Source organism: Paenibacillus sp. FSL H3-0469, assembly GCF_038051945.1.
Taxonomy (GTDB): domain Bacteria; phylum Bacillota; class Bacilli; order Paenibacillales; family Paenibacillaceae; genus Paenibacillus_AQ.
This window is the reverse complement of sequence record NZ_CP150302.1, coordinates 4,365,813-4,391,633: the sequence shown is the minus strand read 5'-3', so window position 1 is coordinate 4,391,633 and position 25,821 is coordinate 4,365,813. Positions and strand designations below refer to the sequence as shown.

27 protein-coding genes and 2 pseudogenes are annotated in these 25,821 nt (G+C 44.7%); 23 read left to right on the top strand and 6 right to left on the bottom strand.

The window, feature by feature from the left end; all coding sequences use genetic code 11:
* Positions 1–482 precede the first annotated feature (482 nt).
* Positions 483–642 (top strand): annotated as a pseudogene (locus NSS83_RS19315) (helix-turn-helix transcriptional regulator); the annotation flags it as partial.
* Between the two features lie 146 nt (positions 643–788).
* Here NSS83_RS19315 and NSS83_RS19310 read toward each other — a convergent pair.
* Entirely contained in the window at positions 789–1,631 is an 843-nt protein-coding gene (locus tag NSS83_RS19310) for a sialate O-acetylesterase (protein WP_341346304.1), read from the bottom strand.
* A 121-nt stretch (positions 1,632–1,752) separates the two neighbouring features.
* Here NSS83_RS19310 and NSS83_RS19305 point away from each other — a divergent pair, with 121 nt between their 5' ends.
* From NSS83_RS19305 to NSS83_RS19295, 3 genes are all read left to right on the top strand, one after another.
* Positions 1,753–2,217, top strand: coding sequence for a VOC family protein (locus tag NSS83_RS19305; protein WP_341346303.1), 465 nt, complete (start codon positions 1,753–1,755; stop codon positions 2,215–2,217).
* Positions 2,218–2,478: 261 nt separating this feature from the next.
* A complete protein-coding gene (locus NSS83_RS19300) occupies positions 2,479–3,066 on the top strand; it encodes a sigma-70 family RNA polymerase sigma factor (RefSeq protein WP_341346302.1) in 588 nt (195 codons plus the stop codon).
* The gene (locus NSS83_RS19295) at positions 3,053–3,814 is read left to right on the top strand and encodes a DUF3600 domain-containing protein (protein ID WP_341346301.1); all 762 of its coding nucleotides are present in this window, start codon (positions 3,053–3,055) and stop codon (positions 3,812–3,814) included. The genes NSS83_RS19300 and NSS83_RS19295 overlap by 14 nt, the downstream gene beginning before the upstream one ends.
* A gap of 116 nt (positions 3,815–3,930) precedes the next feature.
* Here the strand turns inward: NSS83_RS19295 and NSS83_RS19290 are convergent, their stop codons facing one another.
* Entirely contained in the window at positions 3,931–4,524 is a 594-nt protein-coding gene (locus NSS83_RS19290) for a TetR/AcrR family transcriptional regulator (RefSeq protein ID WP_341346300.1), read from the bottom strand.
* 197 nt (positions 4,525–4,721) lie between these two features.
* Here NSS83_RS19290 and NSS83_RS19285 point away from each other — a divergent pair, with 197 nt between their 5' ends.
* The 11 genes from NSS83_RS19285 to NSS83_RS19235 all read left to right on the top strand — a co-directional run bounded on the left by NSS83_RS19285 (position 4,722) and on the right by NSS83_RS19235 (position 16,122).
* Positions 4,722–5,381 carry an SDR family oxidoreductase gene (locus NSS83_RS19285; RefSeq protein ID WP_341346299.1) on the top strand — a complete coding sequence of 220 codons (660 nt, stop codon included), beginning with the start codon at positions 4,722–4,724 and terminating at the stop codon, positions 5,379–5,381.
* A gap of 2 nt (positions 5,382–5,383) precedes the next feature.
* Positions 5,384–5,596, top strand: a complete 213-nt coding sequence (locus tag NSS83_RS19280) for an NAD(P)H-binding protein (RefSeq protein ID WP_341346298.1) — start codon at positions 5,384–5,386, stop codon at positions 5,594–5,596.
* 14 nt (positions 5,597–5,610) lie between these two features.
* A complete protein-coding gene (locus tag NSS83_RS19275; protein ID WP_341346297.1) occupies positions 5,611–6,027 on the top strand; it encodes an NAD(P)H-binding protein in 417 nt (138 codons plus the stop codon).
* Between the two features lie 22 nt (positions 6,028–6,049).
* Positions 6,050–6,682, top strand: a complete 633-nt coding sequence (locus tag NSS83_RS19270; protein ID WP_341346296.1) for a DsbA family oxidoreductase — start codon at positions 6,050–6,052, stop codon at positions 6,680–6,682.
* Between the two features lie 130 nt (positions 6,683–6,812).
* A complete protein-coding gene (locus NSS83_RS19265) occupies positions 6,813–9,056 on the top strand; it encodes a U32 family peptidase (RefSeq protein WP_341346295.1) in 2,244 nt (747 codons plus the stop codon).
* 58 nt (positions 9,057–9,114) lie between these two features.
* Positions 9,115–9,864, top strand: a complete 750-nt coding sequence (locus NSS83_RS19260; protein WP_341183241.1) for a class I SAM-dependent methyltransferase — start codon at positions 9,115–9,117, stop codon at positions 9,862–9,864.
* A gap of 233 nt (positions 9,865–10,097) precedes the next feature.
* Positions 10,098–10,781, top strand: coding sequence for a response regulator transcription factor (locus NSS83_RS19255; RefSeq protein WP_341346294.1), 684 nt, complete (start codon positions 10,098–10,100; stop codon positions 10,779–10,781).
* The gene (locus NSS83_RS19250) at positions 10,782–11,783 is read left to right on the top strand and encodes a HAMP domain-containing sensor histidine kinase (RefSeq protein ID WP_341346293.1); all 1,002 of its coding nucleotides are present in this window, start codon (positions 10,782–10,784) and stop codon (positions 11,781–11,783) included.
* Positions 11,784–11,884: 101 nt separating this feature from the next.
* Positions 11,885–12,823 (top strand): VanZ family protein, encoded by a 939-nt coding sequence (locus tag NSS83_RS19245; RefSeq protein WP_341346292.1) that lies wholly within the window; start codon positions 11,885–11,887, stop codon positions 12,821–12,823.
* Positions 12,824–12,847: 24 nt separating this feature from the next.
* A complete protein-coding gene (locus tag NSS83_RS19240; protein ID WP_341348746.1) occupies positions 12,848–13,531 on the top strand; it encodes an ABC transporter ATP-binding protein in 684 nt (227 codons plus the stop codon).
* On the top strand, positions 13,528–16,122 hold the full coding sequence (locus NSS83_RS19235) for an FtsX-like permease family protein (RefSeq protein WP_341346291.1): 2,595 nt from the start codon (positions 13,528–13,530) through the stop codon (positions 16,120–16,122). The genes NSS83_RS19240 and NSS83_RS19235 overlap by 4 nt, the downstream gene beginning before the upstream one ends.
* Positions 16,123–16,171: 49 nt before the next feature.
* Here NSS83_RS19235 and NSS83_RS19230 read toward each other — a convergent pair whose 3' ends face one another.
* Positions 16,172–16,567 carry a MerR family transcriptional regulator gene (locus NSS83_RS19230; RefSeq protein WP_341183246.1) on the bottom strand — a complete coding sequence of 132 codons (396 nt, stop codon included), beginning with the start codon at positions 16,565–16,567 and terminating at the stop codon, positions 16,172–16,174.
* Positions 16,568–16,755: 188 nt separating this feature from the next.
* On the opposite strand from NSS83_RS19230, the gene NSS83_RS19225 reads away from it, so the two are divergent.
* Positions 16,756–17,700, top strand: coding sequence for an MBL fold metallo-hydrolase (locus NSS83_RS19225; RefSeq protein WP_341183247.1), 945 nt, complete (start codon positions 16,756–16,758; stop codon positions 17,698–17,700).
* A gap of 122 nt (positions 17,701–17,822) precedes the next feature.
* Complete coding sequence (locus tag NSS83_RS19220; RefSeq protein WP_341346290.1) at positions 17,823–18,263, top strand: hypothetical protein; 441 nt, start codon at positions 17,823–17,825, stop codon at positions 18,261–18,263.
* 107 nt (positions 18,264–18,370) lie between these two features.
* On the opposite strand, the gene NSS83_RS19215 is transcribed toward NSS83_RS19220, so the two are convergent.
* On the bottom strand, positions 18,371–19,393 hold the full coding sequence (locus tag NSS83_RS19215; RefSeq protein ID WP_341183249.1) for an MBL fold metallo-hydrolase: 1,023 nt from the start codon (positions 19,391–19,393) through the stop codon (positions 18,371–18,373).
* 218 nt (positions 19,394–19,611) lie between these two features.
* On the opposite strand from NSS83_RS19215, the gene NSS83_RS19210 reads away from it, so the two are divergent.
* From NSS83_RS19210 to NSS83_RS19195, 4 genes and pseudogenes are all read left to right on the top strand, one after another.
* Positions 19,612–20,193: a TetR/AcrR family transcriptional regulator gene (locus NSS83_RS19210; protein WP_341346289.1), complete on the top strand. Its 582-nt coding sequence runs from the start codon at positions 19,612–19,614 to the stop codon at positions 20,191–20,193.
* Between the two features lie 151 nt (positions 20,194–20,344).
* Positions 20,345–20,842, top strand: a complete 498-nt coding sequence (locus tag NSS83_RS19205) for a DinB family protein (protein ID WP_341346288.1) — start codon at positions 20,345–20,347, stop codon at positions 20,840–20,842.
* 44 nt (positions 20,843–20,886) lie between these two features.
* A pseudogene (locus NSS83_RS19200) lies at positions 20,887–21,852 on the top strand (WYL domain-containing protein); the annotation flags it as partial.
* Positions 21,829–22,200 (top strand): putative quinol monooxygenase, encoded by a 372-nt coding sequence (locus NSS83_RS19195; RefSeq protein ID WP_341348745.1) that lies wholly within the window; start codon positions 21,829–21,831, stop codon positions 22,198–22,200. The pseudogene NSS83_RS19200 and the gene NSS83_RS19195, both read left to right, overlap by 24 nt.
* Before the next feature lie 17 nt (positions 22,201–22,217).
* Here NSS83_RS19195 and NSS83_RS19190 read toward each other — a convergent pair whose 3' ends face one another.
* Positions 22,218–23,108 carry a hypothetical protein gene (locus tag NSS83_RS19190; RefSeq protein ID WP_341183251.1) on the bottom strand — a complete coding sequence of 297 codons (891 nt, stop codon included), beginning with the start codon at positions 23,106–23,108 and terminating at the stop codon, positions 22,218–22,220.
* Positions 23,109–23,199: 91 nt separating this feature from the next.
* Positions 23,200–24,201, bottom strand: a complete 1,002-nt coding sequence (locus tag NSS83_RS19185) for a serine hydrolase domain-containing protein (RefSeq protein ID WP_341346287.1) — start codon at positions 24,199–24,201, stop codon at positions 23,200–23,202.
* 89 nt (positions 24,202–24,290) lie between these two features.
* Between NSS83_RS19185 and NSS83_RS19180 the strand changes: the two genes are divergently transcribed.
* Positions 24,291–25,055, top strand: coding sequence for a helix-turn-helix transcriptional regulator (locus NSS83_RS19180; protein WP_341346286.1), 765 nt, complete (start codon positions 24,291–24,293; stop codon positions 25,053–25,055).
* Between the two features lie 29 nt (positions 25,056–25,084).
* Positions 25,085–25,795, top strand: coding sequence for a transglutaminase family protein (locus NSS83_RS19175; protein ID WP_341346285.1), 711 nt, complete (start codon positions 25,085–25,087; stop codon positions 25,793–25,795).
* The last annotated feature ends 26 nt before the right edge of the window (positions 25,796–25,821 follow it).

Below are 25,821 nucleotides of genomic sequence, written 5' to 3'. Positions count from 1 at the left end.
AAAAATACTGATATTATGAATAAGGATAGCTATGCTGATTAGCACCAATATATAAGAATAATCTGTTTTATCTGCCAGTAAAAGAGACACACCAAACAATGTAAAAGTAATTATAAAACTCAAAGATGTGTTTTGAGGGTTACGGTCTTTTTTGTAGGCTGAGTATATGCTATAAAACATAAGCCAGGCAATACCAATCACTATAAATATCTTTAAATACATAGGGATCAAACCTTACTAGTGAATTTTAAAGTTGGGTGATGTAAATGTACGCCTTTTGCATATCCTTCTTTGCAGTATTAAATTCATTAATAGTTACACCTGCAAGAACTGCCAGGCCTCCTCCCGCAATAAGCCATCCTGCAGGAGACCAGATAAATATCGCTCCCGCAAACCCTGATAAACCAGCTTCGGCTAACATTAGTTCAGAGTACACGATAAGACTTTGTCTCCAAATGCTTTAATATCCTCCAAGTCGTGCTCTGCGGAAAGAGCGGGGGGGGCCTGTCGCAGGAGGCGCTTGGGGAGATCGGCGGGTTTCATTTTTCATACATAGGGCAGATTGAACGTGGGGAGAAGAACGTTTCTTTATTGAATTTACATAAGATTGCAGAATCGTTTGAGGTGGGTATTATTCAGTTGTAAGGTACGTGTGGCAAAAAATGTACTGAAGGAATTACTATAAAGAATCATTATGAATCAAGCCTATCTATTCATAGTATAAAAAACAGTGGCGGCCTTCCAGGCCGCCCTTTGTTTTCGCCGATAGATCCGTTAAGCAAAAGGGATCAGACCTGCATAACCTTCACCATCTGCGCCTCGAATTCGGCGTAAGTAATTTTACCCAAAGCCAAATCCATGCTATGAAGGTAGATCTGTTCTGTTTTCGAATAGTCGCGCTCCACTTTCAGCGATTGCTCCTCTCCCCGGAGGGGCTCCAAGACATGACACTTGTTCGAAAAAGCTTCGAAATAGCGGTAGCCGAATTTGCGTTGCGAAACCGCGTTTATGTGAATGCCATCAGGATTCGCGGTCAACTCTGCTGCCGTTACAAAATAACAATTTGGCTGTTCGTTAGCGAAGCGCTGCAGTTGTTCATTGATCTGTATATACTCTGTCGCTTGCTGTCCAAAACCCGTCTTCCCAAGGAAATCACCAAGTCCGCCAATGATTAACGGCACCTCATCAAGATTCAATTCGTTTCTAAGGGTCTCGATGATCAGGGTTAATTTCTCGTAATAGGTTTCATGCAGCAAATGATAACTGTCGCTCTCTCCCTGGTGCCAAAGAATTCCGCAGATTTGACTGGACCGCAAGGCAAAGCGGGCTTCAGACAAAGCATGCTGAAAAAGGATGCCCTCCGGATGCCAATCATTCAACGAGCTGCCACCTTCTGCACAGGGAATCAAACCAATTTCATCATCAGAATTGGCTCTCGACCAGGCATCGGCGAAAGACGCCGCCAGGCTTACACCGGAAACCGGACGGTCATAATTGATCGGCTCTGTCATCATCTGCCACTGTCCATTACGCAGCATTTTTATTTTTTCATTATATATAGGGTCAACTTCATGCAAGAATCCACGGCCTGCCATATTAGATTGGCCCAACATTAAAAATGATTTTATCATTTAATCTTCACTCCTTTACCTGACGATTATAGTCTAATTGACTTCAGCATGAAACGGTGACATACTGCTGTCACCTCTTATGAACTATACTACATTTATAACAAGAAGGAGGTTATGTTGTATGTCAGCTATTGCATATTTAAACTTTGATGGAAATACAGAACAAGTGCTTGGATTTTATTCGGAGGCTTTACACGCAACTGAAGTAAAAAAAGTAAGATTCGGCGATATCCCGCAAGATCCAAACTACCCAATGCCAGAAAATGAGTTAAATATGATCATGGAGTCTTCCATCGAATTCGCAGGCGGGAAAATTATGATGTCTGACATTTTGCCTTCCATGAAGGCGGTGACAGGCGAGCTGGTGAAAGGGAATAATATTCTGATCAGTCTAGTCTTCGATGATAAGCAAAAATTGGAACAATACTTTAATGCTTTGTCCCTTGGTGGGCATGTCACCATGCTGTTATCCAATTATCCGTGGTCTTCGTGCTTTGGAACGCTAATTGATAAATTCGGTATTAATTGGAAGTTTAATGGCGATGCAGATCAATTTCTTGATAACGTAATATCGAACAAACAGTAACTTATTTCCTGTTTGGAGCTATGGCAAAGGTCTGACGGTGCTACAGGTATTAAACGATTGGGCAATTCCCCATATTGGGAACATATGAATAAGAAATAAGCTAACGTCAAGGGTCATCCTCCGAGGATGGCCCTTAAACTTGCATCACAGTGATCACTATTTTAGCTCTATTAGAATCTGGTTCGTATTTTTCTGAAAAAAATCGAACGAAATATTCTTTATTCACCAATATATAGTGTAAGTCCGAAGGAGGGGTTATGGATGGAGCATCCAGATGAATATTCTCGTCTCATATCGCTTACGCTAGCCGGCAGTCGTGAAGCATTTAGTGAGCTATATGAAGCTACAATTAGGGATGTATATCAAACCGTTCATTTCCTCGTTCGGGATGCTTCTGAGGTGGATGATATCGTTCAGGAGATTTATATTCAAATGCGCAGATCTCTTGAACGTTTTGACATCAGCCGTCCCTTTAGACCTTGGCTTATGGGAATAGTAATGCGCCAAATTCATGCCTACCGAAGAAAGAGATGGACGCATCTCCGAATTCTCAAAAAGGCAGAGCAGGCCAATCTGGTGATGGAGCCTGAATTTACAAGTAGTGTTGTGGACAAGATCTCTAACCATTCCTTGCTTACCAGCGTAGAAAGTCTTCCGTATAAGCTGAAGCAGGTGATTATTCTGCACTATTTAAATGAATTATCACAGGAAGAAAGTGCCGCAGTTCTTGGGATCCCTCTGGGTACTGTGAAATCCCGAATTCATGCTGCACTGAACAAGCTTCGTCAGAAACCGGAGAATCAAACTCTTTTTAAGGGAAAGGTGGAGGATCTGCATGAATTTCAATGAAGAGTTGCGAACAGTTCTGCAGGAAAAGGCAAGAAGTTTAAATGCCCCACCGGAACTGAAGGAGAGAATACTAAATCAGACTGTGACCGGACAAGGAGGAAGACGAATGAAAAAGAAGTGGATTGTAGCAGGCATTTTGGCAGCTACTTTATTAATTCCTACTGGAGCATTTGCAGGATATCATTATTTGGCGGATAGTGTGTATGGTTCAAAAGAAGCAGCGGCAAGGATTGGCCTAACCCCGCAGAAATATGAGGAGTTGGAGACCAAGCTGCAAAGTTTGAAGCAGAATTTCAGCGAAAAAGAATATTCCAGGGCAATGTCCTTATTGAAGGAATTAGGCGATTATAATCTGCTCGCTGCAGATTCCAAAGGAGCGTTTCACATAGAACAGCTTGATGCAGAAGAGCAGAAGGCATACAAGAAATTACTGGTGGAGCTTGAACCGTATTTCAAGAAAATGAACGAATTAAAAAATCCCAAGGCAAAGGTATCTGGCGCAGAACGTAGCGCTTTCTGGGATAGCTTGCTCGAAAAAGCTGAACAGAGGCTCACTGAACAAGAGTATAGTGAGCTTGAACCAATAATAAATAAGTTGAAAAGCTATGATTCCATGGTAACTGATTCAGATGGAAGTGTTCATATGGATCGGCTGTCGACAGAAGAGATACAAGATCAACAGGAGTTACTGGAGGCGCTCACTCCTTATGTTGATAAGTTGGACCTAATGGTCAAAAAAAGTTCTTAACTCTTAGTCTCTCTGTATGACTTGAATATAGTCCAATGGTAAACCTCAATATACGTAGAGAGGTTAATCCCATTGGACTTTTTTCAAAGGTAAAATAACTGATCAAATTTCTTCACTTAATCATTGACTGGAATACCTGCGGCTTTAAAATGTCCTTGAGTTAGAATTTTACCAAATTGAGAAGCGAGTTCCTTTGGGGTATAGGAAAAATCATTTTTAACCCACCATACCACAATGCCCATAAAAGTAGATGCGATATATTGGAGTAATAATTCCTTTGAAATCTTCAATGGGGCATCATCCAAACCATCCTCCACTGTATTTTTTATAATTTCCTCCATTTTTGACTGAAAACCATAAATTCTATTCTCATCCACTAACAATGCTTTGTAAAAGGGGATATTGTCCTGGATTTTCTCCAGGATGGTTTGCATTAGTTGCTCAAGCATAGAACCGCTTAACGGAGTTTTGCTGCTTGAGCATTGCTTGAGTGTACTCTTTAGTTCTTCGATTAACTCGTCCATAGATGCATTTAACAAGTCGGGTTTGTTCTGATAATGAAGGTAAAAGGTATTCCGGTTAATCATCGCTTTATCGGCAATATCTTGAATCGTAATTCCTTCGTATCCCTTTTCCGTAAGAAGCTCTATAAACGCCTTTTTGATCGAATGCTTGGAGCGAATGATACGCAAATCAGTTTTTTTGTTCATCAGGACTCATTCCTTTAATTTTTTTTGTTAGATATACGACATTTGAGCTGGATTTGCATTTTATCTCTCAAAACCAGAAATATTAAATATTGAATGCTGACCTTATATTAATCATAATAAACACAAGATAAATATACAACACATTGACCATTATTTATCTTATTGACCATTAATTCAAATTGAAAGGGAGATATGAAATGAAAACTATAGCTATTGTTGGAGCAGGAGCAGGTTTAGGAATGTCTATTGCGAAGAAATTCGGACAAAACGGCTTTCGCGTAGCTCTTATTGCCCGAAATGAAGATAAGCTGAAGCAGCTGGTTATTGAATTAGAACAATTGGGAATTGAAGCGGCTCCATTCCAAGCAGACATATTAAATAAACAAGAAATCGAGAGTGCCTTCGCCGCTGTTAAAGAGAAATACGGGTTTATTGATGTTCTTGAATACAGCCCCACGCCGAGCATCAACACCGTAGCGCCAACATTAGATGTAACAGAAGAAAATGCGTTATACCAATATCAATTTAATGTTTTAGGTGCATTATCGAGTGTCCGGCAAGTGCTGCCGGAAATGCTGGCTAAGCAAAGCGGTGCCTTATTATTTACTACTGGAGGCGCTGCGATCCACCCGGTACCGATGATGGGTAATGTCGGAATTGCGATTTCAGGACTTCGTAATTATATCTTTAATTTGAACAGCGAATTAGCGGACAAAGGCGTGTACGCGGGTCACCTTTCGATCGGAATCTGGATGCAGCCGAATTCAGGAGTTCAAGACAAAATCGCTGATATTTGGTACGACATGTACACCAAAAGAGACAGAGTAGAAGAATTTATAACTGAAGACCGCGTGTGAATATGAATATCACCATTTTTGGTGCAAGTGGTGCAATCGGACAGCTGCTAACACGATTAGCTCTGGATCACGGAGATTTCGTTACGGCATATGTTAGAAACCCCCACAAAATCAGCCTCAAACATCCCAAATTGAGCTTTGTACAAGGGGAACTTTCGAATGCTTCAACCATTGAAGAGGCTGTTGCTAAATCAGATGTTGTAATCAGCCACTAGGGCCGGCATCCGATATGTCACGAAAGCTTAAAGGGACGCCGATTGCAGACGGACATGAACTGATGATTAGGGCTATGAAGAAACATAACAAAACAAGGTTAATTACACTTGCAACGCCGGCTTTGCAATCAGATGACGATAAGAAAAACATGTCGACGATACTTCCAGGTGTGATGGCCAAAGTTTTCCTTCCAAACGGTTATGCAGAGATGAAGAAAATGGAAGGGATTATTAAACAATCGAACCTTGATTGGACAGTTGTCCGAATTATTAACCCCAATGTTAAACACAAAGGGCAATCCTATGACTATTCATTCGGAGATCAATCGGCTAAATTATCGGTTTCCAGGGAAAATGTTGCTAATATCATGTACGCTGCCACCCGTGACAACCATATGATTAGAAAAATGCCTATCGTCTACAACAAATAAGCTCCAAAAAGGAGGCTTGGAAATGAAAATCGAGATATGGTCGGATTATGTTTGTCCATTTTGTTATATTGGTAAACGGCGGTTAGAATCTGCACTGGAGCAATTCGCTCATCAGAATGAAGTGGTGATTGAATATAGAAGCTTTGAACTTAATCCGCAAGCATCATTGTACTCTGGCAAGAATATGCATCAAATGGCCTCTGAGAAACATGGTGTGAGTATCGAGCAAGCGAAAGAGGCAAATGCTAAGCTTGGGCAACAAGCGGCGATGATGGGTCTGGTGTATAATTTCGACGGAATGAAGCCTACCAATACGTTTGATGCTCATCGTCTAACCCAATATGCCAAATTGGTTGGTAAAGATAAGGAATTATCCGAGAAGCTGTTCTATTCGTATTACACGGAAGCCAAGCTGATTAGCGATCATGATACATTAGCAGATATTGCAGAATCCGTTGGAATGAACAGGGACGAGACAATGGCAGTTCTTCAGGACCCATCCAAATATGCTAACGAAGTGCGTTCAGATGAAGCCACAGCCAAACAGTTAGGAATAACAGGAGCCCCTTTCTTTGTCATTGACAGAAAATATGCAGTTTCCGGCGCACAGCCCGTTGAGATATTCTTAAGCGCCCTTAACCAGGCAGCTCAATAAATAAGCCCCGCAAGAATCATGCACAAGCCACTCGCTTGTGCTTTTTGCCGTAGCTTAAGTTGCAGCTCTTATTTTATGATTAATGGTGCTGAATTTGAGCGGTTATTGAAGCAGGAGGTAAGGATCATTTATGACTGAATTATTAGCGCCAGCAGGCAATTTGGAAGCTTTGAAAGCTGCAATATCTAATGGTTGTGATGCAGTATACTTAGGCATGCAAAAATTTGGTGCACGCGCATACTCCTCTAATTTTGACTTGGAAACGTTAAAAGAGGCTGTTACGTATGCGCACCTGAGGGACGTTAAAATCTATGTTGCCATGAATACCATCGTGTTCGAGAACGAAGTGGAAGAGATGAAAGAGCAGATCCGCGAATTAAATGAAATCGGGGTGGATGGCATTATCGTCCAGGACCTGACGGCGTTCGATTATATTGTTAAAAACTTTACTGATCTGGAAGCACATTGTTCCACTCAGATGGGAATTGACGATGTAGACGGAACTTTATTATTCAAAGAGCTTGGTGCGAAAAGAGTGGTTCTGTCCCGTGAGGTTAAGATTGAAACAGTCAAAGAAATCAAAAGAGTAGCTGACATCCCTTTAGAGATTTTCGTTCACGGTGCATTATGTGTATCTTATTCGGGAAACTGTCTAATGTCAGGCTTAAGCGGCTTTCGGTGCGCAAATCGCGGAAGATGTGTGGGTTCCTGCCGTAAGGAATACGATCTGATGGATCAGACAACAGGTACATCTTTAGGCAAAAGCTATATTTTATCCACTAAGGACTTGAACACCATCGATTACATTCATGATCTAAAGGAAATCGATTCTTTAAAAATAGAAGGCCGGATGAAAGTGCCGACGTATGTGGCTAATGTGGTCTCCAAATATCGTATGGCCTTAGATCATAAAATTACCGAAGCAGACAAAGAAAATCTGAAGAAGACATTCAATCGGACCTTTACCAAAGGATATTTGTTCCACGAGGACCGGAGGAATATTACAAACATCGCAAGACCTAATCACTTTGGTTATGAGATTGGAACCATTAGCAGGATTGAGAAGGACAGGTATGAAATCACACTTACACGTACCTTAAATCAAAACGATACCATCCGGATCAATCATGACAATGAAGATATTAATTTGACGGTTGCCAAGCTATACAACAAAGACGGCGACTTAATCAACACAGCAGATGATGTCTGTTATATCAAAGTCAAAGAAAAGATGTCTGCGGGAGATATAGTCTATAAAACGAAGGATTATTTCTACCACAAGGAATTAGAAGCCTCACTGGAAAAAGAATTTAAGCGGTTTGACCTAGATATTAGCGTATATGCATATCCAGATTCAAAGCTTGTCATAGAGGCGGAGGGCTTGGGCTTTAATTATTCCTATGAAAGTGAGGAAATATTAGGCGAAGCCATAAATAATCCAACCACTAAAGACCAGGTCATCAAGCAATTCTCCAGATTAAATGATACGATATTCGAACTCAATCAGGTCGATTATGAGGAAGGCAATGCGTTTATTCCAGCCAAACTGTTAAATGCAGCAAGAAGAGATATTGTCCAGGGCTTATATGACCTAAAGCTTAACAGCCAGCAGAAAAGAACCAAGGCTGTGGAAGCCAAAGAAAAAATAAGCTTTGCCCCTGTACAACCCTACCTCACGGCTTCTGTAACGACTCAGGAACAGTATGATGCTTGCGTGAGCTGTGGAATTACGGAAATCTATTTTGACAATGTGGTTAGAAGAAATCAGAATGATTATCAGGAAAAAGAAGGGCAGCTGCTGATCGGAGGATATGGCGGAATTCATCACTACCGAGGAACCAATCCGTTCGTTACGGACTATTCTCTAAACGTTATTAATGCTACTAGCTGCTATGAACTATATAAATTAGGGGCCAAGCGGGTCACTTTATCTTATGAAATGAATAAGAGCCAAATTGAAGATTTAATGAACGCTTATGTTGAAGAAAATGACGGTTCTCCTGCGCTGGAAATGATTGTGTATGGCAAGGCTCCCTTGATGTTCACCAAATATTGTCCGATGCGAAAAATGAATCAATGCAGAGTATGCAGAACGAAGAGCTATGAGTTAAAAGATGAGCAAGGAACGTTCCCTATCCTTTCCCATGAGGATTGTACAGCGACTATTCTTAATGGGAAGACGCTTAATCTGCTAGATGAGCTGCCGAACCTCAAAGGAATCGAGGCGCTCCGGTTAAACTTCACCGTTGAATCTAAAGAGCAGGTTGTAGAGGTCATTCATATGGCCTCAGGCAAATTAGATGGCTCAATGAATCATGCGGTCTTTAATCCGGAAACCGACACAAGAGGACATTTTAATAAAGAGATTGTGTAGGTAGCCCGAGGAGGTAGTAACAATAGATGTACTAAAGAAGACCAATAGGAGGGAAGTCATGCTAGATCGAAAAGAAATGCTTGAGATCAACAAAGCAGGATGGGATGAAGTAGCCGATCAATATTTCGGAATACATGCTTTGCCGGAATATGGGCCATATGCACCTACAGAGGATGAAATAAATCTTCTAGGTGATGTTGCTGGCAAGACAGTACTTGAGATTGGTTGTGGCAGTGGACACTCGCTCTTATACATGGCAAGCAGAGGTGCAGGGGATGTCTGGGGAATCGATTTATCGACTACTCAGGTTAATTATGCTAAGGAGCTGCTCCAGGAAAATAGAACGACCGGGAATATAAAACAAATGTCTATGGAAAACATAGATGACTTGCCCAGTGAATATTTTGATATCGTATTTTCGGTTTATGCGTTAGGCTGGACAGTCGATATAGCACGGACACTATCTAACATTTACAAAAAATTAAAAAACGGCGGGGTATTCGTATTTAGTTGGGAACATCCAATGCAAAGCAGGCTGACATATGATGATGGAAGAATAACCTATGCTCAATCCTATCATTCCGAAGGACCTTATCAGGTAACTTGGCGGAGAGTACCCGTGATTATGCACCATCGAAAAGTCAGCACAATATTAAATGAACTTGCAAATGCCGGCTTTTTTATAGAACGGGTAATTGAAGAATCACGGGTTCCTGAGACAGATGATAGTTTACCGGCTCAATGGTATTCGGGGATGAAGGCACGTTTAAGTCCTCCAACAATTATCATCAAATGTATAAAGAAATAAGCTAACGTCAAGGGCTATCCCCCGAGGGATGGCCCTTTGTTGTTACGTAAAAAAATGCCTCCAAAAGCAGAGGTTACTAAAGAACAGGTTTCCAATGCAGCGTTTAAGTTGACTAGACAAGAGGGATTTGAGATACTGACAGCCAGAAATGATTGTACAGGAGCATGAAGAGGTCAAAGAGGATGTTTTCATTCATTAAATATTCTAAAATCAATCATAAGGATGACCTTCAGATGAAAATATTATTAGTTGAAGATGATAAGACGATCGCGTCGGGACTGGAATATTCGCTGCAGCAAGAGGGTTATTGGACCGTTCTCTGCCATAATGCCGCTTCAGCCCGAAAGGTGCTCGCCGAAGACATCGATCAGTTCACTTTGTGCCTGTTCGATTTACAGCTTCCAGACGGAACTGGTTATGAATTATGCAAGATGGTGAAGGAACGACGGGATATCCCGGTCATTTTTTTAACAGTGATTGATGATGAGGTCAATGTCGTGATGGGGCTCGATATGGGAGCCGATGATTACATTACCAAGCCTTTTCGGGTTCGCGAGCTTCTCTCCCGGATCAAGTCCGTCTTGCGGAGATACCAGAAGCTGTTCCATGCCGGAGCGGTTATTGACATTGACAATGTGCGCATCCATACGCTGGAAGGCAAAGTATATAAAAACGGTGCCGAAATTTCGCTAACCGCCTTGGAATACCGCTTATTGCTGATCTTTGGCAACCACGTTGGGCAGGTCCTCACCAGGAATCAGCTCTTGGAGCAAATCTGGGACGTGGCCGGCGATTTCGTGAATGACAACACGTTAACGGTCTATATCAAAAGGCTAAGGGAAAAGCTGGAGGATAATCCAGAGCAGCCGGCTCTGATCAAAACGGTACGCGGTTTAGGCTATAAGGTTGGTGATTAGATGTTGCGCAATCGGGAAAATCAAATATTATTACTCGTCATGGGTTCGATCAGCTTATCGGCGATCGTCATTGCTGCTTTGATTTCGTCTGTCGCCGCAGCCCTGGTTATTATTGTATCCGTGCTGCTTACCGGCACAGCTGTATTATTCACAAAACGGAGATATTACGAGCTAGAGAAGCTGTCCGTCTATTTGCGGGAGATTAGCAGCGGGCAGGCCTCCCTTGATCCTCGCGATAATCAAGAAGGTGAGCTTAGCATCTTAAAGAATGATATTTACAAGGTGACACGCATGCTCTCCGAGCATCGTTCGCTATTGCAGCAGGATAAGCTTCAACTGACCGATGCAATCTCAGATATTTCGCATCAGCTCAAAACACCGATCACCTCTATGACAGTCATGGCAGATCTGTTAAGCGCCCCTGACCTGCCTCCACTCAAAAGAACGGAGTTCACCCATCATATCCGCATTCAGCTTGAACGGATCGATTGGCTTGTTTCATCCTTATTAAAGCTGGCGAAAATGGATGCGGGAACGATCCCGTTCAAAAAAGATCGAATACACATGAAAACCCTAATCCAAAAGGCACTGGAGCCAGTTATGATTCCGATGGATATTAAGGGACAGACCGTTTCCATCACAGGGGATGACAACGTCTCTTTTGACGGCGATTTCCATTGGACTGCTGAAGCGGTTATCAATATTTTGAAGAATGGAGTGGAGCATACCCCTGAGGGCGGTGCGATTACCATCACATTCTCCGACAACGTGCTATTTACGGAAATTGTTATTGCTGACAACGGAGAGGGCATTCCGAAAGAGGATTTGCCTTATGTATTCAAACGTTTTTATAAAGGAAAGAATGCTAATGAAGGAAGCATCGGTATAGGGCTTGCGATGGCTCACAGCATCATTGCAAGCCAGAACGGCGTGATTGATGTAGCGAGCGACAGCGGGAGGGGTACAGAGTTTCGGATCAAATTTTATAAGCATGTCATTTAACAGCACTCCGTAAGTGACTGAACTGTCACCTCCAAAGTCACTGTAAAGTCATTTTAGACAGATAAAATGATATTTATCAGATGAACGACGGAGGTACAACCATGCAAATGAAGCAGCAGCGCAAGATTACTTTTATGATTACGATAGGCTACACCCTGATTATTCTTTATTTTATGCTTTTTGCTTTCGGCAGAGCGGATACTGTAGATCAAAACAGTCAGTACACCTTTATTTTTTGGCCGGACGGTTTTTTTAGGGTGCCGGGTCTTTCCGATCTTCTACATCCGACACTGATGGACTTGGTGGGTATTGGAAACTTTGCAGCCTTCATACCTTTTGGCATACTGTTTCCGCTGTTATACCGCACCAGCTTTGTTCGCTTCATGACAGGGTTTATCCTGTCCATTCTTGTGGTGGAGACCATCCAGGCCCTAACATTCCTCGGCAGCTTTGACACGAACGACGTCATAACGAACTCAGTGGGCGCTGCTATTGGATTCGGGGGCTACAAGATTGGCTTCCGTACACAAAACTACTGGAGAAATATCGCTGCTACAGGAATTGCCAGTGCTGTGTTAATGCTCGGCGTATGGGGGGTCTTCGGAGTAGTTGATCAAGTGTTCACCAAAGAGCTGGCCCCTTTTGTAGCGATAAACGAATGGGAAGATAGTACCGGAAATCGATTAACGGGAACCAAACAGGACAGCCTTAAGATTGGCGGCCAAGACGTGACACCCCAATATAATGTGTATGGCATCGAAGGTAAAAAGAAGGAAACCTATACGTATTCGCTAGACAATAAGGGAGAACTGTATCTTAGCTTGAATTATGGAATTCCTGATCATAAGGATTTTCAGGGCAGCCTTAAGGTTACCGTTGACGGGAATGAGCTCCTGTCTGTATCTGCAAAAGATCAGCTCCATGAGCCGGATAATAGGATCCTTCATCTCACCCGGGCTAATGAGCTTAAGATAACCATTGAGGGGAATGAAACCCTGTGGGATGTTGGATATAGAGAGATGGTATATTCCTGGAATTGAGCATCTAAGGAAGTAGGGATGGCAATGGAGATTTTAACCATTGAAAATTTGTCCAAAATATACGGCACAGGCGAATCGGCGGTGAAGGCGCTGGATGATGTTTCCTTTTCGGTCCAAAAAGGTGAATTCGTCGCCATTATTGGACCTTCCGGATCGGGGAAATCTACACTCCTTCATATGCTGGGCGGTGTGGATCGGCCGACTGGCGGGAAAGTGTATGTTCAGGATACGGATATGTATACCTTGGACGAAACGCAGCTGGCCATCTTCAGACGCAGGCAAATCGGGCTGATCTACCAGTTCTTCAATCTGATTCCCGTCCTGACGGTGGAAGAGAATATTACGCTGCCGCTCTTGCTGGATCAACAAAAGGTAGATCAAAAGCAATTGGCTGATCTTGTGAATAAGCTGAATTTGCAGCATCGGTTAAACCATCTGCCAAATCAGCTATCCGGTGGACAGCAGCAGCGTGTCTCGATTGGCAGAGCGATCATCGGCAATCCTGCGATCATGCTGGCCGACGAACCCACCGGGAATCTGGACAGCAGGAATAGCAGCGAGATCGTCGATTTATTGAAAATGCTGAATAAGACCTATCATCAGACACTGATCGTAATCACGCATGACGAACGGATCGCCCTGCAAGCCGACCGAATCATTTCGATTGAAGATGGGAGGATTGCCAAAAATGAGGTGATCAGGCGATGAATATTGTCAATACATTAACCATCCGGCATCTGAAGCAGAACAAGAGACGAACACTTTTGACTATTTTTGGCGTCATTATTTCGGTATCCATGATGACCGCTGTCATTACGCTTATTTTTTCCTTTGCGGATTTAATGATCAGACAAACAATCTCAGATACAGGGGAGTGGCATATTCAGTATCAGGATATAACCAAGAAACAGCTTGCAGCGATACAGGGCGATGATGCAACCAAAACGGTTGCCATCACAAGAGACCTTGGGTATGCCCCATTAGAAGGGGGACAAAATTCCAATAAGCCGTACTTGTTCATCAAGGAATATGATAAGCAAGGGTTCACACAATTTCAGATTGAAATAAGCAAGGGACGTCTTCCGCACACGGACAAGGAGGTTGTAATCTCCGAGTCTGTTGCAACAAATGGCAAAGTGAAGTACGAAATCGGCGACCGTCTGACGCTTCGCGTCGGCGACCGATTCGAACAAGGGGGCGATCATCCCCTGGATCAGACGGAAACGCTGCGCAGGAAAGACGGCACATTGACCGAGACATTACAGCATAGCGTAATTAGGGATTATACTGTGGTAGGTTTCATTAAACGTCCGTTGTCAGAAACGGCTTGGGCCCCGGCTTATACGATCATTAGCTATGTCGATGATCAAATCATCGGGAGGGACGATCGGGTCGATGCGTCGGTAGTCTTGCAGCAGGTCAGTCCGTTCTTGTTCGCACATGCGGAGAAGCTGGCTGAGAAAAACCAAATTAACACTGTCCAATTTAATAATGATTTGCTTCATTATTATGGCTTGTCCAGTAGCGGAACCTCATCCAGTATGATGTTCTCATTATCGGCAATCATTATGGGGATCATTATCATTGGCTCGGTTGGACTCATCTATAACGCCTTTGCGATATCCGTCTCGGAACGTTCCCGCTATTTAGGGATGCTCGCGAGCGTGGGGGCAACGAAAAGGCAGAAGCGAAATTCCGTATTCTTTGAAGGGATCGTCATTGGTTTGATCAGCATTCCCATTGGCATCTTATGCGGTCTTGCCGGAATCGGAATCACCTTTTCGTTCATGAACATAATGATTGAAGGGGCATTATGGACGAGTGAAAAGCTGAGGCTTATCGTCACGCCGTTATTGCTCTTGATTACTTGTCTTGTTTCGATGCTGACAATTTTCGTTTCGGCGTATTTCCCGGCGGTTAAAGCATCCAGGGTATCTCCTATAGACGCGATTCGCCAAACCACTGACGTAAAGCTTACTGTCAAAGCAGTGAAGACGCCCGAGATCATTCGTAAGCTCTTCGGAATTGAAGCAGAAATCGGGCTGAAAAACTTAAAGAGGAACAAACGAAGACATCATGTTATTCTTTTTTCGCTTGTCACCAGCATCGTTTTGTTTTTGACGATATCGTTTTTCACGGCTGGCCTGACACAATCTCTGGCATTGTCGCTGGAAGGCATCAATTACGATATTGAAGTGTCGTCCAGGAATGGCGAAAGACTAGATGATGACCAGTTGATGCAATCGCTTGTATCTCTGGATGGCGTCACGGAATACAGCGTGAGTCATGAGTTAGTCAGGACCGCTTGGGTCGATGCAGCAAGCATCGCCGACGAATTGCAGGAGAAGGTTAAGCAGGATAAGAGTATGCTGCAAGACGGGAAATACCCTTACGAAATTAAGCTCTATGCACTGAATGATTCGAGCCTGCAAGCCTATGCCAGAGCAGCTCACGCAGATTACGAACAGCTTACGGATCTGGATCATCCCGCCGCAATCGTGATGGATACGATTCATTACAAAGATATAGATACGGGGAAATATATTCAGACGAAGTCCATATATGCGAATATCGGACAACCTATCGAGCTAACGAGTTTTTTTAAAGCGAGCGGGGAAGAAACGAAGACAAATCAAGTGATAATTGCCGCATTGACGGATCAGGCACCGATGGGGATGAGCCCGATAGGCGTAGGCGGGTTAAATATGATCGTGTCGGAACGCGTCATGAAGCGGCTGGCAGACGGCGAGGAGCTGGCTAAAGCTTCGATGTACCTTCATTTGAAAAGCACGGAACCGGTGAAAACGCAGCAGGAAATTGAAGCGATGAATGAGACCCATCTGAATGTCTACAATGTATATCAATTCAGAATAAGAGAAGAACAACAGATTCTGCTGATGAACGTCTTTTCTTACGGTTTTATCGTATTAATCTCTGTGATTTCCGTTGCGAACATCTTTAATACGATCTCAACAGGGCTGGTTCTTCGCAAACGGGAATTTGCGATGCTGAAATCCGTAGGCGTGACGCCAAAGGGGTTTGCAAAAATGCTGAACTATGAGAGTGTTTTTTATGGGGTCAAGTCGCTCTTGTATGGGCTTCCTGTCAGTTTCGCCGTGATGGTTCTGATCTATAAAGCATTTGCGAACAAATTCAGCTATGGGTTCACCCTGCCCTGGATGAGCATTCTGTCTGTCATTGTGTGTGTATTTGTCATTGTCAGCTCTGCGGTTGTTTATTCCGGAGCTAAAGTAAAAAAGGAGAATATTATTGATGCATTAAAGCAAGAGAATATATGATTCACCCTCTTTTTAAACCAGGATGAAGCTCATACGTTTGTAGCTGTGTTTATTCCTTCGTAAGTCCTTGGTATAGGGTAAGTTTCTCTGCGGCGAGAGAAATCATGTAATCAATTTCTTGCCGCTTGGATTCCAGCTCCATCAGATGCTGCTCAAGGATTTCAATCCGCTTTTTTAAAGTTGGACTATAAGTAGAAGGTTTCTCCCCTTGTTGAATTTTATCCATGACACAGCCCTCACGAGTAAATTCTGTAATCTCCTCAAGCGATAAACCCAATTTTTTAAGTTTATTTAGACATTGAATGTAGGAAACCTCGCTTTCATGGTAGACACGAGCCCCTCCATTACTGCGCATGGGTTCATGTAGCACCCCGATTTTTTCATAATAACGGATTGTATAAGGAGTTAGTCCTGTTTGTTCTGACACTTGACTGATGGTGAGCATCGGATTACTGTTCCTCCTTTATGAAAGCTGATATTGAAAGATATTATACAGCCTTTAGCTAGCTCAAAGCCAATGTGTACATTCGCCCCAGCCTTGTACTGAATAAACTCTTGACTTCCAGTTGACTCTAACTTGTAAGTTAACGTTACTCATTCGAATACAGGAACAAACACTAAAGGGGTGTCACAATGAACAACGAATATTTCACGATTCAGCAGGCTTCGGAGGGTATCTGGGGGGCTATTTCGGTTCCCGGCAGCGGCTCTTTGGGAAATGCAGCCATTATTGATCTTGGGGATTTAACCGTGGTAGTGGATACCACTAATCTGCCGAATTCTGCTGCTTTGTTACGTCATACTGCTGAACAATTAACGAACAAACCGGTCAAATACGTAGTGAATACACATTTCCATGGAGATCATGTCAACGGCAATCAGGAATTTATGAACAGCGAATTGATATCTACTGTGTGGACAAGAGATTTGCTTGCTGATATGGGTGAAGTGAATATTGATGCCATGCAACAAAACATTCGTAAGTTAATAACTAGCCTAAATAACATGCGTTCACAGGAAAGAGATCCTCATATGCTCACTGAAATCGACTATGATCTTTCCGTGCAGCATGCGCTGTATGATACGATCCCTTCCCTTCGCAGGGTGGTCCCCGCGATAACCTTTGACGACAAACTCGTGATTCGGGGAACAAAGCGAACCATCGAAGTGTTGTCTTACGGAGGCGGTCATTCATTAAGTGATGCCGTGGTGTATGTTCCAGAGGAGCGAACTTTGATTGCAGGTGATTTGGTATCAACTAAGACCATTCCGGTCATTCCCTACGGTAATCCGTACGCCTGGATACGCATCCTTAAACGCATGCAACAAGATCTCAAGATCGATACTGTCGTTCCGGGGCACGGAGATATCTCTCATTCAGAACGAATCACAGATGTCATACGCTTTTTGGAGAAAATGATCGCTTATGTTGCTGGTGCTGTAAAAAGCGGGCAATCAGAGTCGTACTGGCTGGAGCAAGGTGTACTAAAAGGGTATGAGGATTGGCATCTGCCCCAGTATTTCAAATGGAACTTTCGCTGGCTCTTTAACAGTATGCTTGTTCAAAACAACAGATGAGACAATCGGCAACCTTACAATAAGATTCTACCAAGTTGTAGAGCATCTGGTTTGGGCCTGATCAACAAGGTTATTATCTGTATATAGTATTTTAATTGAGTGAACATAGGGAGGATGCCGGGATGAGAATGCCAAGCGACAGCGAACTGACATTGCTATTCGAAGGAGATGGGCAACAGCTTGAGCAATTTACTTTTGCGTACAGCGTCACTGTAGATTGGCGAGAAGAGGACGAGGAGATCGTCCGGTTGTTCGGTAAACGGCTTCCAGATGAAACGGTTGAGGTGACATCAACGGACAAGGGACTGGACGTTACCTACAATGGACAACTGCATTCGATTGCGCTTACCTTTAGCGGACAAGACCGCTACATCACGATTCGCGGCTTTCAGGAGCTGATCCGGGACAAATACGAAATCCGGCTGTTTGAGGACTCATATTTTTCGGATACGCACGAATTTTTGATTTTACCGAAGCGGCAGTGGGAAGAGCTGGATGCCCGGTATCCGGCGCGGAGCAGGGAGATATTCCGTGTCATCGATGATGAGCTCGATTTTCCGTAACTTTTACAACTTGGATGCATCCTACAAGTATTTGAAAGAAAACGGCCTCTGTCCGCATGGTTTGCGGCAGGGCCGTTTTTCGTTTTTCATACGCTAGCTTCAAATTACTATTCTTGCCATACATTCATAGGGTCCCATGGCTTGATCAGATTGCCATATTTTTCGGCCAAAAAAGCTTTCATGTCTTCCAGCTTAGCAGGCACCTCGTTCCAGGCTGGAAGGGGGGATAACCCCCGTTTGCTTTTCAATAGGATATCCACGGTAACATACAAGCGTTCTGGCTGAATCCAATGAAGGAAGCGGGAAATATCAATTTGCTTGGTCAAGGACAAGGAATCAATTTCGTCATTGTAATGCTTGTTGAACTCGCTGATCAGGTTCAGGAGGTAGTCCCTCTGCTCCTTCACGAAGTCCAGGCCGCAGATGGCGCCATGTCCTGGAACAACGATTTCGGGTTTAATTTCATCAATAATGCGATCAAGCACTTTAACCCAATTGAGAGTTCCTTCCTCGCTGTATGCCGTACAACCGTTAAACACGACATCGCCGGCAAACAGCACTTTTTCTTTGGGCATCCACAGCAGCAAGTCACTGTCGGAGTGGGCCGGGGCTACGTTGTAAATCATGACTTCCGTATCGTCAAGACGGATGCTGATATCGTCCTTGATCTGAATATTCGGGTATACCCATTCCACGCCCTCCAGGTCGAATCCTTCAAATTCTGCTGCAAAAAACCGCTCGCCCGAAGTCGATTCCAGAGAATCCTTCCCTCTTCTAATGACGTTGTCCATCCAGCTGATATTTTCGGTGAGACGCTCTCTAGAGGCTTCCTTATGCATAATAATGCAAGCATCTTCAAACACTTTGTTTCCCCAGGCGTGGTCACTGTTATAGTGCGAGTTCACCACATATGCGGGAGAGCCGCCGTTGCTTACTTCCTTATAAGCCTCCCGCATTTCCCGCGCATGGAATAAATCAAAAAACGTGTCATACACCAGCCCTTCACCCTTATTGATGAACCCGGCATTGGCCCAACTGATACCGCGATACGGCGAAATACCGGCAAAGACACCAGCTGCGACTTCAATAAATTTGACGCGGGGTTTTTGGATAATACGTCCATACTTCATAAAAATTCTCCTTTGCGTATGTGTTCTTGGGATAAAGCATACTGATTATGCCTTTATTATAGAGAAGGGAAAACATAAATGCAAGCGAGTGCTTGCATGCATTTATTCTATGGTTTATGATTGCAGCAGAACAACATCACACAACTATATGGATGGAGGCGCTGCATATGCAAAACTTGTAGTAGAATAGGCTTAACATATTCAAAAGGGGAAATACAATGAATACTTCGGACAGAATCATTGAAGCCGCGACACGGCTCATCAGAGAGAAGGGCTATCAGGGAGTCAGCACCAAAGCCATTGCAACGGAAGCTAAAGTCAATGAATCTACGATTTTTCGGCAATTTGGAAGCAAGCAAGGCATATTGGAAGCCATTGTTGAAAGACATGCAGATATCCCGCAATTTGAGAAGCTGTTAAAAGAGGACGCAACGGATAATCCGGAAGTCGATTTGCTGAATGTTAGCCAGCAGTACCGTTTGTTCTTCCATAACAATGCGGACATCATTATGATCGGCATCCGTGACACAGGAATGCTTCCTGAATTGGACAGGGTGCTGGCTGATCCGCCAGTGAAGCTGCACTCCTTGCTGGTTGAATATTTTGAACGCCTGCAGAAGAAAAAAGTGATAGCTAGACAGGATGAGCGTCTTACTGCGATGTCTTTTCTCTCGATGTGTTACGGATTTCAGATGAGCGAGCTGATTCACCGGCAATATCAGTCCGAGCTCATCACTGAAGAAGAGTTCTACAAGCACAGTGTCTCATTGTTTGTAAAAGGAATGTTGTCTCAGTCATAAGCTTTGTGAGTACCATTTACTCAGGTTTCATGCTGTATATCAGTTCCTTCAAAAAAATTTCAGGTTGAGTCAAAAACACTGACCGTAACTGTCAGTGTTTTTTTTGTATGCTTGTCTTGTGTTAGCCAATAATGGACTGGAGGAACGAAAAATGCATACAAAAATTGAAGACTTCGCTGCGGAATGGACAAGCGAGGCGGAATTAACTGCTACCGTACTGGATGCACTTACGGATGATTCTCTTGGACAGGAGGTTATCGAAGGCCGACGAGTGCTGGGACAAATCGCCTGGCATCTGGTTCATTCGCTGCACTACATGACAACTTTGGGGCTCGCTTTCGAAGCTTCATCCAGAGGCGAAGAAGCTCCGGATTCTGCTGCATTTATAGCTTCGGAGTATCGGCGGATCAGCAAGAATTTACTGGACGCGGTTCAAACACAGTGGAATGACGAATCCTTGCGCGAGTCGGTCATGATTGAGAAGGAAGCTTGGCAGAACGGAAGTTCCCTTCGTTATACGATCATGCACCAAGCGCATCATCGCGGACAAATGACCGTTCTCATGCGCCAGGCCGGACTTCGAGTGCCTAATGTGTACGGTCCGACTTACGATACTTGGGTCGAGAAAGGGATAACACCTTTAATCTAAGTTCCTTTACAATGAAACAAACGGTCTAGGGAGTGAAGAACGGTTTGTCAAAAGCGGATAATATGCTGTCCATCCTATGGTTGCTTCGTTCGGGAAAGCGGATGACGGCGCAGCAGCTTGCAGACGATTTGGAGATTCATGTTCGCACCGTATACCGGTGCATTGATTCACTATGCGCAAGCGGCGCCCCGATTATTGCCGATGCCGGTCCGAACGGCGGTTACCGGCTTCTCGGTGAATTCGTCGATTCTCCGCTGCTCTTCGATGCCGAAGAGCAGAAGGCGCTCGTACATGCATCCGTCTTCGCACGGGAAGCGGGCTATCCGTTCACGGATGCGCTCTCCCGGGCGGTCGATAAACTGAAGCGATACACGAATGAAGAGCAGCTTGAGCGGATTAACAGACATAGCAGCGGGCTTGCCGTCATCCAGACACCCACGGATGCGAGAGAACTTGAATTGCTCAAAAGGTTAGAGGAGGCCGTAGCCCGGGGAGAGTCGCTGAATATGCACTATGCCAAAGGACCGGAGCTTACTCCAAGCCATCGGGTCCTTGACCCCTACGGCATCGTGCATTGGAAAGGGATATGGTACGCTATAGGGTTCTGCCGGTTGCGGCAAGAGATCCGAAGCTTCCGGGTGGATCGCATCGTCCGTTTGGAGGCAGCGGATACCCGCTTCGAACGTCCGGCTGCCTTTTCCGCGAGGGATTTCCTCTTACATTCTTTATTTCCGGATTCGCTCGAGGCTGAGACGCTAGTCATCGTAAGACTGCAGGGACATGAACACGCGCTTAACGAGCTATGCAAGCATTGGTTGTTTGGTCATGCACTGATCGAACGCAGGCAGCCCGGCGAAGCTCTTTTTAAGCTGGGAGAACTATCGCTGCGGACATATGTTCCGTACTTTCTTCTTCCGTACGGGAAGTCTCTTGAGATACTTGAGCCGCAAATACTAATCGATCGAATGGCTAAGGTCAGCCTCGAAATGTTTAAACACTACGAAGCGATGCAAATAAAATCAGAGGATAAGAAGGGAAGAAGAGCGGATATGAGCAAATTTGCGATGTACGGAAGATTGACGGCCAGCCCCGGGAAACGGGAAGAACTCGCTTCATTACTGCTGGAAGCTTCGCGTAGCTTGAAGGATATGGCGGGCTGTGAGCTCTATATTATCAATGAATCCGTAGATGACCCCGATACGATCTGGGTCACGGAGCTGTGGAGCGATGCAGAGGCTCATGCCAACTCTCTCAAGAATGAAGAAGTGCTGGCCGTCATTCAACGCGCACGTCCTTTAATCGCAGGTGCAGAACAGGTTCGGCTCCGCCCCGTTGGCGGCAAGGGATTAGATGTATAAAGAGTTGGTCCGTTAAATCAACCATCCGACGGGGCGTACTTATCCACGTCCGGCTCGAATACCGCTCCACCCGCCGGGTCCAGGTCCACGTGGATGGTTCCGCGTTCATCGGTCAGCACGATCATTCGCGAACCGACGACGGGAACACGGTCGGAGCTGGTACGCATGTGTGCTGAGACGACACGAGAAGCACCGTCAACGATATAATTTACCTCAACCGTGAATATCGGGTAATGAAAGAGCCAACTATTAGTGAAATTCACAGCGGTCAACGTCCCGGTGTACGACGAACCCTCCACACGGAGTCGCTCGATGTCCGCCTGACGCCGCCGGGCGTGGGCGGTAGAGCCGGGCAGCCGCAGGAGGGCAATGGCGGCCCAGAGGGCGCAGGCAGCTCCGACGACGGCGCCGAGCTCTTTCGGGATCGTCGGCGATGTCGCTATTGCCTCCAGATCGAAGGGTTGCGATGGATTACTTGTTAGCGTCCAGAGCAGGAGGGCTCCCGCGATTACGGTGAGTCCTCCTGTGACTCCTAGCGTTCTGAATAGACCAGCTACCCTGGTCTGTCCAAACTGCTGGGCCGCACTTGAGTACAATCCGCTGGTCGCACCGATCGAGACGATGAGCAGCACCACGGCGACGATCACAGTTACCGGATGACCGAGGAAAATGTTGACCGCCGGTGTCGGTGCCAGACCGAGCAGGGCGCCGAATGGCACGGAACCTGTTAGTGCCCAAAGTACAGCGGTTGCGAACAACCACGGCAGCACTGGAGCCACTCGTCCTATGCGGCGTCCAGGCTGAAGCGTAGTCATCCGTCCGTTCCTGTCCGTGGTAGAGAACAATGGCAGCATCTCAATATGCTCTTGCTGCCCTAGCTTTTGCTGACCCTTCGCAGTATCACTCATCAACATCGCCCTCCCGAAGAAGATGTTATTTTTATACTCAGCCCTACCTGACTTTCTTCACCAATTACACTTGGAGAAAACATTTTAATCATTAGTTCAAAGTACACGATAAGATTTTGTCTCCAAATGTCTTAATATCCTCTAAGTAGTCGTACCCTGGTGGATTTGGACCTGTTTGATTGTACATTCTAACTGCGACTAACCGATGTTTAGGAATAACCAAACAGGCACAGACAGTTAGCCCCAGTATTTGATAGGACCCGGGTGGGAGTGTGTTTCCTATTTCAGAAATAGCTCTAGGCTTATCCTGAATCCACCAAGTGAAGCCATTTCTAGGCAATGCATCATCAAGTTTGGCTGGGCTCTGATTCCTTGTAGCTTGTTCTATAACCTCTTTCGGAACAATCTGGCGTCCATTAACGAGTCCTCGGTTCAGGTGAAGATAACCCCAACAAGCCAATTCACGGGCACTTACAAAAAGATTGGCTTCTTCACCTTGGTCATCAGCATAGTCTTCATTTAACCATACTAAATTGTCTTTTCTATTCTTACACCAACCTGTCTCAATGAAATTGCAGGGTTTGAAAACATATTGTTGCATGACCTCTGACAGGGGCGCTTTAAATAACTTCCGTATTAATCTAATCAGCATATTGATCCCTGTATTACTATAATTCCAACTTGTTCCCGGCGGGAAAAGTTTTTCATGATTATTTTTAAGTCCATGAGTATGCGTTAATAAATGTCTTATTCTAACCCCTTGGACAGCGGCTAGGTTTAGATCCTCTAAGTAATCAGAAATATAATCATCCATGCTTGAAAGTTTATTTTGGTATAAGGCCAAGCTGATCGCAAAGCCAATGTATGACTTTCTTACGGAAGCAACATTAAACCGGGTTGAGGGCGCTACTGATTGTATCTTTGAATTATACTCATATGAGCCAAAGTAATTTTCATTAACAATGGTGTCATTATGGATGATAAATGTAGCGGCTGCGGAAGAGGAAATCTGGTTCTTAGCTTTAATTACATGGTTAGTTAGCGCCAAATATTTATCGTTTTTGGTATGTACTACTTCTTTTTGTAAGAACATAATCTCACTTCACCTCTGTTTATAATAAACATGCCAGTATAGAATATAAAAATCATACTACAAAGAGTTAAGCCTGGAGTGATTCGAACATGATGAATTTATATGGAGCGGAGCATCACCTGATGGTGGTGTCCGATTCGATTGATGCGGAAGAGCACCGGCATTCTTTTGTGCAGGTGACGTTCTCCTTAACAGATGAATTTGACATTGAGTTAGAGGGGCTAAGCTTGCGTTGTCCAGGGATCATTATCAATTCGAACGCCGTTCATCGGTTAAAAGAGGCAGGCCACCCGTTGATGCTTCTTCTGATCGACAGCACCTCTGAGATGGCGGCAAGCTTTAAGCGGGTTCTGGAGGGGCAGCAGTTCCATATGTTCCCGCATGAAGTGATGAGGAGCATCCGTGCATTGGTGCAAGAGCAGTATGCTGGCATTAAGGACCCGGACAGCTATCATTCTTTTCTGGGACAACTCATGAGGCTATTGGGTGTAGAGCAGGTGAAACCCACTATTGTTGATCCGAGAATCAGAGAGCTTATTCAGCTCCTCAAAGATTGCACCGGCTCCGAGCACTCCGTCAGTCAATTCGCCTGGCAGTTAGGTTTGTCCAACAGCAGATTGTCGCATCTCTTCAAAGAAAACACAGGTATTTCGCTTAGCGGATACATGGTGCTGCACAAGCTGCAGAAGGCCGTCTATTTGATTTTTGCGGGGCTCAGCATTACGGATGCGGCGATGGCTGCAGGCTTTGACAGTCCGTCCCACTTAGCTGCTACCAGCAAGCAGTTGCTGGGCATGACGGCGAAGGATATCCGTAAAGATAGCGTCTTTTTAAAAGTTTCCAGCCTGCATTAACCTTACAATGGGTGCAGGAGGTGTGTTCCATGAGTGCATACTTGAAGGAAACTGAATTGCTGAACTATGCTCACCCGTTGCTCCAGCAAATTGTTCACAGCCGCCGGTGGGATTCGATGTCCCGGAAGGAACAGATTCTCGGCATCTATAACTACGTCCGTGACGAAATCCGGTTCGGCTATAACCGGGCGGACGATATTCCGGCCTCGGAAGTCTTGCAGGATGGCTACGGCCAGTGTAATACAAAGGGTGTGCTGTTCATGGCATTGCTAAGGGCTGTGGGCGTGCCCTGCCGTATGCATGGATTTGCCATCGATAAGAGGCTGCAAAAGGGGGCCATGAAAGGGTGGTATTACCAGCTGTCCCCCAAGGAGATCATTCATAGCTGGGTTGAAGTGCTATATGAAGATAGGTGGTTGAATATTGAGGGATTTATACTGGATGTCCCCTATCTGACCAAGCTTCAGCAGAAATTTGAACAGTGTACGGGTTCCTTTTGCGGATATGGCGTTGCCACCGATAATTTTCAAAAGCCGGATATCTATTGGAATGAAAATGATACCTACGTGCAAAAAGAAGGCATCGTTCAGGATTTCGGGATTTACGACAGCCCCGATGCCTTCTTCTCCGCTCATCCGCAAGGGCTCAGTCCGATTAAGAAAATAGTCTATACCAGGGTGGTCCGGCATCTGATGAACCGGAACGTTGATCACATCAGGCGGGGCGGGATGATTAACTGATTTATAATTCGTTATCTATATAAATG

Bases quoted from the DNA above. Each gene is read 5' to 3' on its own strand.
- NSS83_RS19280 (WP_341346298.1), top strand. From the start codon at position 5,384: ATGAATATCACCATTTTTGGTGCAAGTGGTGCAATCGGACAGCTGCTA.
- NSS83_RS19255 (WP_341346294.1), top strand. From the start codon at position 10,098: ATGAAAATATTATTAGTTGAAGATGATAAGACGATCGCGTCGGGACTG.
- NSS83_RS19185 (WP_341346287.1), bottom strand. From the start codon at position 24,201: ATGTTCTTACAAAAAGAAGTAGTACATACCAAAAACGATAAATATTTG.
- NSS83_RS19175 (WP_341346285.1), top strand. From the start codon at position 25,085: ATGAGTGCATACTTGAAGGAAACTGAATTGCTGAACTATGCTCACCCG.
- NSS83_RS19285 (WP_341346299.1), top strand. From the start codon at position 4,722: ATGAAAACTATAGCTATTGTTGGAGCAGGAGCAGGTTTAGGAATGTCT.
- NSS83_RS19180 (WP_341346286.1), top strand. From the start codon at position 24,291: ATGATGAATTTATATGGAGCGGAGCATCACCTGATGGTGGTGTCCGAT.
- NSS83_RS19275 (WP_341346297.1), top strand. From the start codon at position 5,611: ATGTCACGAAAGCTTAAAGGGACGCCGATTGCAGACGGACATGAACTG.
- NSS83_RS19310 (WP_341346304.1), bottom strand. From the start codon at position 1,631: ATGATAAAATCATTTTTAATGTTGGGCCAATCTAATATGGCAGGCCGT.
- NSS83_RS19265 (WP_341346295.1), top strand. From the start codon at position 6,813: ATGACTGAATTATTAGCGCCAGCAGGCAATTTGGAAGCTTTGAAAGCT.
- NSS83_RS19195 (WP_341348745.1), top strand. From the start codon at position 21,829: ATGTTTAAACACTACGAAGCGATGCAAATAAAATCAGAGGATAAGAAG.
- NSS83_RS19210 (WP_341346289.1), top strand. From the start codon at position 19,612: ATGAATACTTCGGACAGAATCATTGAAGCCGCGACACGGCTCATCAGA.
- NSS83_RS19300 (WP_341346302.1), top strand. From the start codon at position 2,479: ATGGAGCATCCAGATGAATATTCTCGTCTCATATCGCTTACGCTAGCC.
- NSS83_RS19260 (WP_341183241.1), top strand. From the start codon at position 9,115: ATGCTAGATCGAAAAGAAATGCTTGAGATCAACAAAGCAGGATGGGAT.
- NSS83_RS19190 (WP_341183251.1), bottom strand. From the start codon at position 23,108: ATGAGTGATACTGCGAAGGGTCAGCAAAAGCTAGGGCAGCAAGAGCAT.
- NSS83_RS19240 (WP_341348746.1), top strand. From the start codon at position 12,848: ATGGAGATTTTAACCATTGAAAATTTGTCCAAAATATACGGCACAGGC.
- NSS83_RS19215 (WP_341183249.1), bottom strand. From the start codon at position 19,393: ATGAAGTATGGACGTATTATCCAAAAACCCCGCGTCAAATTTATTGAA.
- NSS83_RS19220 (WP_341346290.1), top strand. From the start codon at position 17,823: ATGAGAATGCCAAGCGACAGCGAACTGACATTGCTATTCGAAGGAGAT.
- NSS83_RS19305 (WP_341346303.1), top strand. From the start codon at position 1,753: ATGTCAGCTATTGCATATTTAAACTTTGATGGAAATACAGAACAAGTG.
- NSS83_RS19295 (WP_341346301.1), top strand. From the start codon at position 3,053: ATGAATTTCAATGAAGAGTTGCGAACAGTTCTGCAGGAAAAGGCAAGA.
- NSS83_RS19290 (WP_341346300.1), bottom strand. From the start codon at position 4,524: ATGAACAAAAAAACTGATTTGCGTATCATTCGCTCCAAGCATTCGATC.
- NSS83_RS19230 (WP_341183246.1), bottom strand. From the start codon at position 16,567: ATGCTCACCATCAGTCAAGTGTCAGAACAAACAGGACTAACTCCTTAT.
- NSS83_RS19245 (WP_341346292.1), top strand. From the start codon at position 11,885: ATGCAAATGAAGCAGCAGCGCAAGATTACTTTTATGATTACGATAGGC.
- NSS83_RS19205 (WP_341346288.1), top strand. From the start codon at position 20,345: ATGCATACAAAAATTGAAGACTTCGCTGCGGAATGGACAAGCGAGGCG.
- NSS83_RS19250 (WP_341346293.1), top strand. From the start codon at position 10,782: ATGTTGCGCAATCGGGAAAATCAAATATTATTACTCGTCATGGGTTCG.
- NSS83_RS19235 (WP_341346291.1), top strand. From the start codon at position 13,528: ATGAATATTGTCAATACATTAACCATCCGGCATCTGAAGCAGAACAAG.
- NSS83_RS19270 (WP_341346296.1), top strand. From the start codon at position 6,050: ATGAAAATCGAGATATGGTCGGATTATGTTTGTCCATTTTGTTATATT.
- NSS83_RS19225 (WP_341183247.1), top strand. From the start codon at position 16,756: ATGAACAACGAATATTTCACGATTCAGCAGGCTTCGGAGGGTATCTGG.